The sequence below is a fragment of the Lysinibacillus telephonicus genome (genome assembly GCF_003966145.1).
In the GTDB taxonomy this organism is placed as follows: Bacteria; Bacillota; Bacilli; order Bacillales_A; family Planococcaceae; genus Ureibacillus; species Ureibacillus telephonicus.
In genome coordinates, this window is the sequence record NZ_RXNR01000036.1 from 1 (window position 1) to 13,782 (window position 13,782).

Annotated in this window: 12 protein-coding genes and 1 pseudogene; 1 reads left to right on the forward strand and 12 read right to left on the reverse strand. The window is 36.5% G+C overall.

Going from position 1 to position 13,782, the window contains the following annotated elements:
- Positions 1 to 121: 121 nt before the first annotated feature.
- Positions 122 to 196: pseudogene (locus EKG35_RS21300) on the reverse strand (response regulator); the annotation flags it as partial.
- Between the two features lie 168 nt (positions 197 to 364).
- On the opposite strand from EKG35_RS21300, the gene EKG35_RS12755 reads away from it, so the two are divergent.
- The gene (locus EKG35_RS12755; protein ID WP_126294846.1) at positions 365 to 895 is read left to right on the forward strand and encodes a DUF2529 family protein; all 531 of its coding nucleotides are present in this window, start codon (positions 365 to 367) and stop codon (positions 893 to 895) included.
- 327 nt (positions 896 to 1,222) lie between these two features.
- On the opposite strand, the gene EKG35_RS12760 is transcribed toward EKG35_RS12755, so the two are convergent.
- The 11 genes from EKG35_RS12760 to EKG35_RS12810 form a co-directional block, all read right to left on the reverse strand.
- Positions 1,223 to 2,320 carry an ABC transporter ATP-binding protein gene (locus EKG35_RS12760; protein ID WP_126294847.1) on the reverse strand — a complete coding sequence of 366 codons (1,098 nt, stop codon included), beginning with the start codon at positions 2,318 to 2,320 and terminating at the stop codon, positions 1,223 to 1,225.
- A gap of 212 nt (positions 2,321 to 2,532) precedes the next feature.
- Complete coding sequence (locus EKG35_RS12765; RefSeq protein ID WP_126294848.1) at positions 2,533 to 3,861, reverse strand: pectate lyase family protein; 1,329 nt, start codon at positions 3,859 to 3,861, stop codon at positions 2,533 to 2,535.
- Between the two features lie 22 nt (positions 3,862 to 3,883).
- A complete protein-coding gene (locus EKG35_RS12770) occupies positions 3,884 to 4,216 on the reverse strand; it encodes a cupin domain-containing protein (RefSeq protein ID WP_246020350.1) in 333 nt (110 codons plus the stop codon).
- A 15-nt stretch (positions 4,217 to 4,231) separates the two neighbouring features.
- Positions 4,232 to 5,395 carry an oligogalacturonate lyase family protein gene (locus EKG35_RS12775; RefSeq protein WP_126294849.1) on the reverse strand — a complete coding sequence of 388 codons (1,164 nt, stop codon included), beginning with the start codon at positions 5,393 to 5,395 and terminating at the stop codon, positions 4,232 to 4,234.
- A gap of 86 nt (positions 5,396 to 5,481) precedes the next feature.
- Positions 5,482 to 6,969: a UxaA family hydrolase gene (locus tag EKG35_RS12780; protein WP_126294850.1), complete on the reverse strand. Its 1,488-nt coding sequence runs from the start codon at positions 6,967 to 6,969 to the stop codon at positions 5,482 to 5,484.
- A gap of 14 nt (positions 6,970 to 6,983) precedes the next feature.
- Positions 6,984 to 8,453 carry a tagaturonate reductase gene (locus tag EKG35_RS12785; protein WP_126294851.1) on the reverse strand — a complete coding sequence of 490 codons (1,470 nt, stop codon included), beginning with the start codon at positions 8,451 to 8,453 and terminating at the stop codon, positions 6,984 to 6,986.
- 132 nt (positions 8,454 to 8,585) lie between these two features.
- Positions 8,586 to 9,989, reverse strand: coding sequence for a glucuronate isomerase (uxaC, locus tag EKG35_RS12790; RefSeq protein WP_126294852.1), 1,404 nt, complete (start codon positions 9,987 to 9,989; stop codon positions 8,586 to 8,588).
- Positions 9,990 to 10,093: 104 nt separating this feature from the next.
- A complete protein-coding gene (locus tag EKG35_RS12795) occupies positions 10,094 to 10,936 on the reverse strand; it encodes a sugar phosphate isomerase/epimerase family protein (protein WP_126294853.1) in 843 nt (280 codons plus the stop codon).
- A 145-nt stretch (positions 10,937 to 11,081) separates the two neighbouring features.
- Positions 11,082 to 11,912 carry a 5-dehydro-4-deoxy-D-glucuronate isomerase gene (kduI, locus tag EKG35_RS12800; RefSeq protein WP_126294854.1) on the reverse strand — a complete coding sequence of 277 codons (831 nt, stop codon included), beginning with the start codon at positions 11,910 to 11,912 and terminating at the stop codon, positions 11,082 to 11,084.
- A 26-nt stretch (positions 11,913 to 11,938) separates the two neighbouring features.
- Positions 11,939 to 12,952, reverse strand: a complete 1,014-nt coding sequence (locus EKG35_RS12805) for a sugar kinase (protein ID WP_126294855.1) — start codon at positions 12,950 to 12,952, stop codon at positions 11,939 to 11,941.
- Between the two features lie 2 nt (positions 12,953 to 12,954).
- Entirely contained in the window at positions 12,955 to 13,602 is a 648-nt protein-coding gene (locus EKG35_RS12810; RefSeq protein ID WP_126294856.1) for a bifunctional 4-hydroxy-2-oxoglutarate aldolase/2-dehydro-3-deoxy-phosphogluconate aldolase, read from the reverse strand.
- Between the last annotated feature and the right edge of the window lie 180 nt (positions 13,603 to 13,782).

Below are 13,782 nucleotides of genomic sequence, written 5' to 3' on the forward strand. Positions count from 1 at the left end.
AATTTAAATTCTTTGTCGTAACTTTTTCGATTTGTCATCCTAGACACTCCTAGTAAATTATTGAGATTATTATACTTTATAAACTCCCAATTTACTGTGTCCATAATTTAGACTAACATCAGCCTTCCTTTGAAAAAACTTCATCTAACAATAAACGTATGCCTTTTTGGTCATCTACTATTAATAACTTTTTCATAGTTGTTGTCCCCTTATTGTCGTTTTATTTTCAGATATTGGCAACTATTTATTCCCTAAAATATTTCCCTTAAAACCTAATTTTCGATTTAATTAATGAAACTCCTTCAATCTTTCACATTTTACATTTGATTGAATAAAATTTTATAATACTTACTGAGGTGAAACTATGTCAAAAATACTTTCTACTCAAATGAGTGGATTATTCCAAAGAATTATTCAAACTGAAGAAGAAGCAATTGAAGAAACTGCACGTTTACTTGCGCAAGCTAGTGTTGGACAAGGAAAGGTTTATTTTGCATGTTTTGGTGAATTAGAAGCTATTGAAATTCATGCTTTAAAAGGTGTTGAGAAGTTTGTGAACCTAGCTGCATGGACACCAGAAACTGTTGTGACAGAAGTAGACCGAGTTTGTATTTTCACTGAAAGTTGTCATAACGAAGAGGCCTTACAACTTGCAAAAAAATTATTTGATGAATTTATTCCATTTGCTGTTATCTCCAGTGAGCCACAAGAACCTACTAATAAACTTAGCGAATTAGCCTACACTTATATTTCAATGAAAATACGTGGGGGTTTGTTACCACATCCATCAAACTTAGGTGAGCGAATTGTTATCCCACACCTGATTGCAGGTTTATTTATCTATGAGGCTATTAAGTTAAACTATGATGAAATAATATTTGATGATGAACTCTAAGTTTAACCTTTCACCAGTGGCATTTATATGGATTTGATTATTATTCTTTTTCTAGATAATTTTATCTTACTATAAAATAGTTAAAGATTGGTTAAATATTACACAATTTTACTTCATTATTCAAAACTTAACCAAAAAAGGGATGTCTTATATGTCCCTAATTTGAATATATGTAGAAAAATAAACTGCACCTCATCCACCATTGACGATAGTTCCTTATTAGGTAACTTCTGCTACCTAATGAGAGATTTAAAATCAAAAACTACCTAGTAAAGTTCCCATAAAACTTTTACTAGGTAGTTTTATTTCCTCTGATATTTCGGTTGACTAACGAATTCTAATTTCTGTCTCTTTATTAAAGAAATGAGCTTTATTCATATCAAAAGCAAGTTCAAGCTGATCACCAGGCTTGACTTCTGTACGTGGATCAATCGTCGCTACTAAATTCTGACCTTCAATAGTAGAGTAAATCGTCATATCCGCACCAGTAAGTTCTGCTAAATCTATATCAATTTTAACCGTTGCTCCTTTAGCATAGTCAATAAATACTGGCTCATCATGGAAGTCTTCCGGTCTAATGCCAAGAACAACTTCTTTTCCAACGTATCCTTGTTCACGGAGAACCTTCATTTTTCCTTCGGGAATCACGATGTTTGTTTTTCCCATAGAAAATACACCGTCTAAAATCTTCCCATTAAAGAAATTCATTGAAGGTGATCCTATAAATCCGCCTACGAAAATATTCTCTGGATTTTCGTAAATGTATTTAGGTGCACCTACCTGTTGAATTACACCATCTTTCATAACGACAATTCGACTCGCCATTGTCATTGCCTCTGTCTGGTCATGCGTTACATAAATGGTTGTTGTCCCCAAGCGGCGGTGAAGCTTAACAATTTCAGCTCGCATTTGAACACGTAGTTTTGCATCAAGGTTTGATAATGGTTCGTCCATTAAGAATACTTTGGCGTCACGAACAATGGCACGACCTAGTGCAACACGCTGACGCTGCCCTCCGGAAAGAGCTTTTGGTTTACGTTTTAGATATTCTTCGAGACCTAAAATTTTGGCTGCTTCATTCACACGACGATTGATTTCATCTTTTGGTACTTTACGAAGCTTTAATCCAAACGCAATATTATCGTAAACCGTCATATGGGGATAAAGTGCATAGTTTTGGAAGACCATTGCAATATCACGATCTTTTGGGGCAACATCATTTACACGGCGTTCATCAATGAAGAAATCTCCTTTAGTAATTTCCTCAAGTCCGGCAACCATTCGTAAAGTGGTTGATTTTCCACAACCAGATGGTCCAACAAATACAATGAATTCTTTATCTTGAATATGAAGGTTAAAATCACTTACCGCGGTTACTTTATTGTCGTATATTTTATAAATATTATTTAATTTTAGCTCTGCCATTTTTTCAGCCTCCTACTATCTAAAAGTATTATCCATCGTTTGCCAACAACACGACTGATTTTTTATGCTACTCTTATTTCTCATTTTATCGGAAAACGCTTTCAAATATAATTTAATATTTTTAGATAATTGTTAAATATTTTTATATTTTCATTAGTCCAACAAAAAGACTTGCCAGTATGTATACTGAACAAGTCTTTTATTTAAGAATCTTATTTTATTTTACCTGCACCTGCTTTTGCCTTTACATTTGCAGGAACAGCCTGTGTTGGCTGAATTTTTGTGTACAAAGATGGCTTCCAACCAACATTCTCATTAAGTTGTGCATCATTTCCTTGGTTATGTGCTTTAACAAGATCTACTCGGCTTCCTTTGCCTTTTCCGTTAACGAATGAGCCATCTTCATATATAGAGGTTCCTTTCCAATAACGAATAATTTGAGAAGGATCTACATCGTAACTAAAGTTGAAATAGTTGTTTTCAGCATAGATTTTTGATTCAGCTCCTACTCCAAATGCATAATCGAATAAGTACTCCGAGTCGTTTGTATACTCATAATAGTTATTGTAGATATGAACCTCACCATAACGTACTCTTGGTAAACGCTGCGTTACATCCTTAAAATAATTATGGTGAACTGTTACTTTTAATCTATCTTTATCAGTGGTTTTGCTGTCACTTGACCCAATCAGCATCACTTTATCATGATCTTCAAATTTGTTATACGAAATCGTTACATAGCTTGCACCATTAGTTACGTCTAATAAGCCATCATGCTGCTGGTAGGTACGGCCAAAGTATTTACCAAACGATGCGTCTGTGTTTTCGCCGTCTGTAAATGTACAATGGTCAATCCAAACATTTTCAGTATTATTTGTGATGGAAATATTATCGTACTCTGAATTCCATTCACCATAATCTCCGTCTGTCGGGTCCCATTGTGGGAAGAAGTCACGTGGTGCTTCAAACTCAATATTGCGTATAATGATGTTCTTTACTCCGCTCAGATTAAGACTTCCCCCAATAATTTTGGCATCATTATCAATTCCTATAATGGACGTATTTGAACCAATATTGATAACGATTTGTTCTTTTTGCTTCTTCTGAGCTTCGGCACGTGCATCCTCGAGTTCGCCTTCTACTTCCTTTTCATAGCCCCACTTTTCAGGATTGTATGCCTTTAAATATTCTTCAAAATCATATCCTGTACCTTCCGCATAGTATTCGGGTCCAATCGGATTATTATTTTCATCTACATTAAGCTCAATTGTCCCTTTTACATAAATAATCTTCGGTGTGTCATTCTTGCCATTTGATTTATTATCGCCGCCCAGTGCTTCAATCAATTCACTTTTATTTGTAACAGTAAAAATATGTTTTTCATCTGCTTTAGCCCCGCCTGTTGTACCATTTCCAAAGGAGGCCCAACCATCCTTTGGTTGTAATACTTCACTTCCTAAGTCATTTGATGTAGCTGAGACGGAAATAACCCCAAAACTAAATAAAAATGCTGCTAGGATCGTACTAATCATTTTTTTCATAGATTCACCTATTCCTCTCATTTTATTTTTCTTGTAAAAAATCTTCGCGCTGCGGGGTAAAAACATCTAAAATGGTAGACTCATCTTCCAGCGCTTTGACACCATGACGTATACCGGATGGGATGTAGATACTGTCTCCTTGTCTAACGATTTGCACATCTCCGTCGAGGTTGAACTCAAAGCTTCCTCGTGTGATATAACTTACTTGTTCATGAGGATGTGAATGGACGCTTCCAACCGCGTCTTTCTCGAAGGTTACCTCAGTCATCATTAAACTGCCTCCGTAACCTAAAAGCTTTCGTTTTACCCCTTCCTCTGTTGGGATGGCCTTGATTTTTTCTCCAAAAATAAACACATCATTCACCCCTTATTAAGTTTGCTTAGGTAGTTCAATTAAATAAAGATTACATGATCCTTCTCGGTCAGATGTAAATAAAATCTTTTCGTTATTCCAGCTAAAGGTTGGATGGCAATGAGTTTGTTGAGTGTTCCAGCTCGTATGATGAGAACATAACGTTTTGATCATCGCTTTCTCCCCTGATATATCTATTAATACTAAATCTTCTACTTCATCTCCAACTAATAGGGTATTATCAAGATTGCTATGATAGTGATTACAATAGAAAGGCAAATCAATTTGTCTGATTAAGTTCCCCTCATCATCCACTAGCCCTACAAATGGAATCTGCCCTGATTCATGTGAATTCTGAATAGTTGCTTGCGTTCTATGAACGGTAATAGTTCCGTCATGGCCTTTTCGACGGTTGTCAAAAAAGATCTTGCCATCACTGGTCCAAAACTCATGGCCAATACAATCGTCTTCTGCTTGCCTAAATAATGGTTGAGGTGAACGAGAGCGAATATCCAATAGCCAAATCCGTTGATGAACAAGATTCCATGGTCCTTCATGACAAAAAGTTGCCAGGCTGCTATTTATAGGAGAAAACTGAAAATGCCCTAGCCAGTGGGTATCTTGGAAAACATCAAAAACTTCTTTCCCATCCATGCTGATTAAAGTTATCCACCCCTTTTTCGTCGCATACATCGTTTCTTTAAACCCTCTATAATTGGCTCCTCTTTCTATTGGAACAAATTCATTACGAGCCATCCCGATATACCTTTTGTCCGCAGAAATATGCGGATGTCCTAATTCTATCCCTGGCTTTTCTTCATAGAGTACAGTGGTTTTAAGAGTTGAAGTTTCTAACTTCTTTAGAAGTCTACCCGTTACATAAACGACAATGTCACCCTCAGGCGTTTTCGTATGGAAGCTTGGGGTGATTCCCTCGGGTTCATCTGTTAACTGCAAAATCCTCCCAGTCTCTAGATTCATTTTAAAAAGATTATAAACTGTTGATTTTTCAGAGGAACGATCTGATAAGAAGTAAATGTCTTGATCACCTGTACAAAAAGAGTTATCTGTAAAGTAAAAGTGGAAGTTATTAGAACCGTTAGATGTTAGCTGTTTAACAATATTTCCTGTTTTCTCATCTATAAACTCTTTGATTTCTGAAGGAAACTCCTTGCCAATCATATTTCTTCCTCCTTTTCTATTAAGGGTAAAGTCATTAAGACAATGACGGCTTCTAAGGAAATAAATGCTTTAACACTAACATCAACTTATAAAGTTACTCCCGTCTTAAAAATTGCAATTTCCCTAAAATCATTTTTCTCATTATTCACGAGTTCTCCACTCGCAACTTGAATAATATAGTCGATAAAATCGTTTAACACGATATCGGACTCCTTCTCTAATAACACACCAGCGTTAAAATCAATCCAATGTGGCTTTGTTTCAGACAATGGGGTATTTGTTGAAATTTTCATTGTTGGCACAAAGGATCCAAATGGCGTTCCCCGTCCAGTCGTGAATAGTACCAATTGACACCCAGCCGCAGCTAGAGCAGAAGATGCAACCAAATCATTGCCAGGTGCACTCAATAGGTTTAACCCTTTTTCTCTAAGGACTTCTCCGTATTTTAGAACATCTGTTACCGTTGATGTGCCCGCTTTCTGCGTACAACCTAGAGATTTGTCCTCCAATGTAGAAATTCCACCATCCTTGTTTCCTGGTGAAGGATTTTCATAGACTGGTTGTTTGTTTTCAATAAAATACTCTTTAAATTCATTAATTAACTCAACCGTCTTTTCAAAAACTTCTGAATTCGCAGCACGCTCCATAAGAATTGTTTCCGCGCCAAACATTTCCGGAACCTCTGTCAGCACCGTTGTACCTCCTTGGGCAACAAGAAAATCTGAGAATCTACCAAGCAATGGATTTGCCGTGATGCCTGAAAAACCATCAGATCCACCGCACTTCAACCCAACCTTTAACTCAGATAATGGTACAGGTTCACGTTTATCATTTTTAGCAGCTGCATAAATTTCTTTTAGTAATTCAACACCTGCTTCAATTTCATCAGTTACCTCTTGCGAAACTAAAAACTTTACACGATCTTCATCGTAATCTCCAAGAGCATCTTTAAATTCATATAAGTTGTTATTTTCACAGCCTAATCCTAAAACGAGGACACCACCGGCATTTGGATGGTGCACTGCATCTCTTAAAATTTTTCTAGTATTTTCATGATCGTCTCCTAATTGGGAGCATCCATAATTGTGTTTTAATACGAGGACGTTTTCAAACGGGTGAATATCGCCCACTTCTTTTTCAAAAAGTTTCAGCATTCGTTCTGCAATCCCATTCACACAGCCAACAGTTGGAACAATCCAAAGTTCATTTCGAATCCCTACATTTCCGTTCTTCCTTTTGAAGCCATTAAACGTAAGGTTTTTATTTTCATAGGGATTGCTGTTTAATTTTTGATGAAATTGATACTCCTGAATTCCATCCAAATTCGTTTTAATATTATGGGTATGAATATGTTCACCCACTGAAATTTCTTTAATTGCGTGGCCAATAGGATATCCATACTTAATGATATGATCATTAATAAATAAATCTTTGATTGCTACCTTGTGACCTCTTTTAATATCATCCTTTAGTACGATGATTTCCTCTTTAATAGTCAGTGTTTGCCCTTTTGACAAATCTTTTAATGCTACAACCACATTATCGTGATCATGTAACTGGATGAAATCCAACATGAACATTCCCCCTATTAATTGGCCGTCTTTTGCTCCAATATGGATTCAATGGCCTGTTTCATTCCCTTCGTTTCAATTTCAAATAGATTTTTCGTCACCTCGCCTGTTAACTCTGGTACATCGTTTAGGTTAATATCCCAGATTTTTTCGCAACTTAACACACTTGAGACAATCTCCTTTATGCTCTCTAAACTGCCATTAGCTTTACTCCATTGTGTCTTAAACAATTCAAGCACTTCAGGATCGTCCGAAAGTTCAATTTCTTCGTCACCTCTTTTCCCCTTATAAAAGGAAATTAACGCAGCTAGTGAGAATACTAGCTTCTTCGGCAATGTGTTTTTACGGTTAACATATTCCAGCAAAGATGGTAAATCTCTTGTTTTAAATTTAGACGTAGAATTTAATGAAATACTTAACAAGAAATGCTGCATATAGGGATTCCTAAATCTTTCAATCACTTCGTCTGCAAATGAACGACATTCTTCCTCGGGGAAATCCAATGTTGGAATGATTTCATCATAAATTAGCTCTTTCACGAATTTCCCAACAATTTTATGCTCAATTGCCTCGCCTACCGTATTGAGCCCATATAAATAAGAAACAGGAGCCATCGCTGAATGAGCACCGTTTAAGATTCGCACCTTCCTTGTTCGATATGGGGTTATATCATCAACAAAGAATGTATTCAATCCTGCTAGATGAACTGGAAATTCCTCACGAATCCATTGAGGCCCTTCAATAACAAATAGATGGAATTGCTCACCGACAACGACAAATTCGTCTAAATAGCCAAGCTCTGCTGTAATCTCGTCGATTGATTCTGTCGGAAAACCTGGGACAATTCGATCAACAAGTGTATTACAGAAGGTATTTGCTTCATTAATCCAGTCCACAAATCCTCCCCCAAGGTTCCAAATTTTCGTATACTTCAAAACCAATTCTCTTAATTGATCACCATTACGCTCAATCAACTCACAAGGTATAATAATTAATCCTTTATCTTTCTCACCTTGAAATGCTTGATAACGTTCATATAAGAATGATGTTAGTTTTCCCGGAAAACTCTTTTGTGGTTGATCTGTTAATTTATCATTGTCGTCAAAAACAATTCCGGCTTCTGTTGTGTTGGAAAATATAAACCGCAGCTCAGGATTATGGGCAAGTTGTAAATATTCATCATATTGTTTAAAAAGATTTAAACCACGACTTATACAACTGATTATCGAATGCTCTTTAACAGGTCCCCCTTCTTTTATTCCTTGTAAATAAAGGGTAAATAAACCATCCTGTTCATTTAACTTTTCAACCGCACCCTGTCCGCGTGGCTGAACAACTACCACACTGCCATTAAAGCCTGTTTTCTCGTTAAGTACATCTATTTGCCAATCAATAAAGGCTCTTAAAAAATTACCTTGACCGAACTGAAGGACTTTCTCCGGGCGTTTTTGATAATTTTTTAAGAAATGCTTATTTAATTTTTCCATGACTTCCCCCTAAACATTTTGCCATTCACCCATAAACTTTAAGAAGATGTGTAATGTTTAAATCCTATCAATCCTTTAGATTTCTTTTCTAATGACTCTCCTTATCTGAATTGCTTCTTACCCTCGTATTCTTTATTCAAATTGAAAGTATTCTTTTGCATTGTAGTATGAGATGCCTTGAACGATTTTCCCTAGGAATTCAGGATCATTTGGAACTTCTCCATTTTCTACCCATTCACCGATTAAATTGCATATTAATCTTCTAAAATATTCATGTCTTGTATAGGATAAGAAACTTCTGGAGTCGGTCAACATGCCAATAAAACGGCTAAAGAGACCCATATTGGCTAAGGACTGCATTTGTTCAAGCATTCCTAACTTATTATCGTTAAACCACCAAGCGGTACCAAACTGAATTTTTCCTGGAATTCCTCCCCCTTGAAAGCTTCCAATTACAGCGGAAATTACGTTATTATCTTTCGGATTTAAAGAATAAATAATCGTTTTCGGCAGCGCATTTTCTTTGTCCATTGAATTTAATAGCTGCACTAATGGTTTCGCGATTTCTTCATCATTGATTGAATCATAGCCTGTATCCGGACCTAAAATAGTAAACATTCTTTCATTATTATTTCGTAGGGCGTTAATATGGAACTGCATTGCCCAGCCTAATTCGGCATATAGCTTTCCTAAAAATCTTAATGTAAAACTTTTATATTTCTTTTCAGCTTCTGTGGAAACTTTTTTACCTTGTAAAGCTTCTGCAAAAATGCTTTTTACTTCATCTAACGTTGTGTCTGCATACATCATAGTATCAATTGCATGATCCGAAACTCTACCGCCTATTGAATGGAAAAATCGAACTCTTGACTCAAGTGCTTCAAGGAAATCCTCATAACCATTAATCTGGATTTCTGAAATTCCTTCGAGTGTTTTCACCCAATTTAGGTATCCTTCACGGTTAATTTCGAGACCTTTATCCGGGCGGAAGCTAGGTAAAACTTTTACATCAAAATCATTATCTTCTTTCAAACTCAGATGGTACTCAAGGCTGTCGACTGGATCATCTGTCGTACAAACAACCTGTACATTTGACTTTTTAATAAAATCCCTTGCACGGAAACCATCACTATTTAATAACGCATTTACCTTTTCCCAAATGATAGGGGCGGTCTCTTCATTTAAAAGTTCATTTATCCCAAAAAATCTTTGAAGTTCTAAGTGAGTCCAGTTGAATACTGGGTTTCCAATTGTCATCGGAAGAGTTTTTGCCCATGCGAGGAACTTATCGTAATCACTAGCATTGCCTGTGATATACTCTTCGTCAATCCCATTTGCTCTCATTAAACGCCATTTATAATGATCACCATATAACCAGATTTCCGTAATATTTTTGAATTTTTTATTGTCGTAAATTTCCTTAGGGCTTAAATGGCAATGGTAGTCAATAATGGGCATATTCTTTGCATACTCGTTATATAACGTTATGGAGATATCGTTGTTTAGTAAAAAATTTTCATCCATGAAATTTCGCATATGAACACCAGCCTTCTAATTTTTATAAAATTTATTTGTAAAAAACACCAATATAATATTCCCTTGTAACTATTTCATCTTCTTTATGGCGCATCAATTCATCATTATGCGTTGTCATATTTCTCCTTTAAATATGTCATACTGCTAGTGATGTAAGGTTCACTTGTACCTTCCATAAGAACGTTCAAAAAAGGTTTTCTTTGCTTTATGCATTTAAAAATAACATCATAATTTAACAAGCCTTGCCCTACAGGTACCATTTTGATCCAGTTATCCTCAATGATAAAATCTTTTGCATGAAGTGCTACAATCTTGTCTCCAAACAGCTCTATTGCTTCTTGAATCACATCTTCTTGATGTTGGTAATTATCTATTGACATAAAATTAGCAGGATCATATATAACTTGAAGATGATTAGAAGGAATTTCGTCAAGTAAACGTTTCATTCGTTGTGGTGTATGGATTGGATGATTAATTCCCCCTTCGATTCCAACAAGCACACCGAATTTCTCCGCCTCTTCCACAAGTTCTTTGACACTTTCCACTACTTCAAGGAAGGGCTGTTCCTCAAAATTATTCTCTGTATACACTATGTCCTTATTGACATTCCCCGTCTCTGTTCCCACAATGCTACAGCCAAAGTCTCTTGCAAATCGGATATGCTCCTTGAAACGATCGAGTTCCTTTCTTCTAACATGATGATCCGGATGAATCATGTTAATATAACAGCCTAAAACCGCAATCTGAATTCCTTTTTGTTTAAAAGCGCTTCCAATGTGATGGGCAAATCCAGGACTTAAACTTCCTAATGAAGTATTCATCTCTTTAAATGATTTCCCTAACGCTAACTGAACAGAGGTTAATCCTTTACTAGATATCTCGCTTACTAATTCTTTTAATGGAAGATTGGCCACATCATGAGCTCTGATTCCAATGTTTAGGCTCACCTTTTCTCCTCCTATTCTAAAAAAGGATCTGGCCCTTAACCTGAACCAAACCCTTTTAAATTTGTTTATCTCCTAGTCCCCTCCACTTATTGCAAGAGGATTATTATATTAACGAACGCTAGACATTAGCAACATTAGGATTTACTTAGCGTAAATCTTCCATTTTAACGTGGTCCATGTCTGTATACGTGATATTTTCTCCGCACATTCCCCATATAAAGGTATAGTTGCTTGTGGCTGTTCCTGTATGAATTGACCAGCTCGGTGAAATAACTGCCTGTTCATTTTTCATCACCAAATGTCTTGTTTCATTTGGTTGTCCCATAAAGTGGAATACACGAGTATCAGGTTTCATATCGAAGTATAAGTACACTTCCATTCGACGTTCATGAGTATGACATGGCATTGTATTCCAAACGCTGCCTGGAGATAGCATCGTTAAGCCCATTTGAAGCTGACAGCTTTCACACACATTAGGATGAATATACTGATAGATTTTTCTTTCATTTAACGTTTCAGGTTCCCCAGCTTCTAGTGGTTTTATTTCATTAATATCAATTTTGACGGTCGGATACGTATGATGTGCCGGAGTTGAGTTGATATAAAACTTAGCCGGATCCTGTGGATTACTAGAGCGGAACAATACTTCTTTTGTGCCTCTGCCTACATATAAGCCGTCGCGACGTTGCATATCATACTCAACACCATTCAAGATAACGCTTCCATCACCACCGATATTGATAATTCCTAACTCACGGCGCTCAAGAAAATAAGACACTCCCAATTCTTTATCGAGCTTTATTGTTAACTCTTCATCTGTTGGAGTAACCCCGCCAAAGATCATTCGGTCTGCATGTGTATAAGTTAAGTGAACCTTTCCTGGTTCAAAAATAGTTTCTACTAAAAAGTGATTTCTTAATTCATCTGTGTTGTACCTTTTGATTTCCTCTGGATGGTTTGCATAACGAGTTTCCATTTTAAATATTCCTCCATTCGAATTGCTTAGCGTACAATTTTACCTGGTGCCTGATTAGCAAAGATCTTAATCTCCTCTGGTGAAAAGGTGTTACAGTCACCAAGAATAGTGTGTTTCAAGACAGATGCAGCAGTTGCAAATGTAACCGCTTCCTTAAATGGTGTAGATTCAAGGATTCCATATAACATCCCTGCCACGAAGGCATCTCCACCACCAACCCGATCGACAATATGATCAATTTGGTAAGTTTTCGACTGATATAAAACCCCCTCAGCAAAAAGATTTCCTCGCAATGTATTGGTTGATGCTGAAAGTACATCTCGGAATGTCGAACTTAAGTATTGAATATTCGGATAATTTTTTCGGATAGTTTCGTAATAATATGTAAGTCTATCCTTGTTTTCTAATGAGTTTGAAGCTTTATCAATGCCAAGCAAGTAAATAGCGTCTAATTCGCCACAAAAACAAATATCCACATATGGAAGAAACAGTTTCATTGTTTCAGCTGCTTCCTGATGGCTCCACAATTTGGAACGATAGTTAAAGTCAAAGCTTGTGGTTACTCCATTTTCCTTTGCCTTTTGTAAAGCTATTAGAGTTAACTCTACTAAACTAGGTGAAAGTGCTGGTGTAATCCCGGTAATATGGAATAAATCAGCGTCTTTAAATATGTTATCAAACTCGATTTCCTCGCTCATTATTTGTGAAAAGCTGGAATTTTTTCGATCGTAGGTTACTTGTGAACTTCTAGCTCCTATACCTGACTCAACATAATACGTACCTAAACGCTCCCCGCCCTTTAATAAAAATTCCGTTCTGACACCGTTTGTTTTTAAGTGTCTTTCTGCAGCTAACCCAAGGGGATTATCAGGAACTTTACTAACAAAATAAACGTCATACCCGAAATTTGACAAAGATACACTGACATTCGCTTCCGCACCGCCATAGTTCAGATCAAGTTGATCTGCTTGGGAAAGCCGTTTTCCAACATCAGTTGACAATCGAAGTAAAATTTCTCCTAGAGTAATAATCTTTTTCATCATTAAACCTCTCGAGCAGTTTTGACTTTGTTCATATATTCTCTTGCGTATTCTGTAATCCTAGCAAAATCACCTGTTTTTGCCGGTGCTACTAAACTTCCTCCGACTCCAACAGCAACACAACCATTTTTAATCCATTCATCGACGTTTTCTAAGTCGACTCCACCTGTAGGCATAAGATTAATTTGTGGAAGAGGTCCTTTTACTGCCTTCACGAAATCAGGTCCAAATCCACTTCCTGGGAAGAACTTTACAATATCTGAACCATATTCTAGTGCACGTTTCATTTCTGTTATCGTCATACAGCCAGGCATATAAGGGATTTGATAAAGATTACATAATTTTGCTGTTTCTTCATCAAAACTTGGACTGACAACAAACTGAGCTCCAGCCAAAATAGCGATTCTTGCCGTAGTCACATCCAAAACAGTCCCAGCACCAATAACCACATTGCTATTATTCTCATAATGAGCCAATAAAGTTTTTATTACCTCATCGGCTCCATTGACCGTAAAAGTAACTTCAATCCCTATAATCCCACCTTCAATGCAAGCATGTGAGATCTTTATAGCCTCTTCTTGGGAGTCTGCCCGAACAACTGCAACAACTCCACAATCTAAGAGCTTTGATAATATATTAAATTTTTTCATAGCGTCACCCCAAACGTGGTTATCAATTAGAAATTTTTAGGATATAAGAACTTATACGTTGAGTATATAAATCCATGAAAGGGATTACAATTTGATTTGGCAAACATCTTAAAATCTTAAACCATTATCTTAAGATTTTGTACATGTATGAAAATACTAGCTATGGAAAATGGGGAAAGA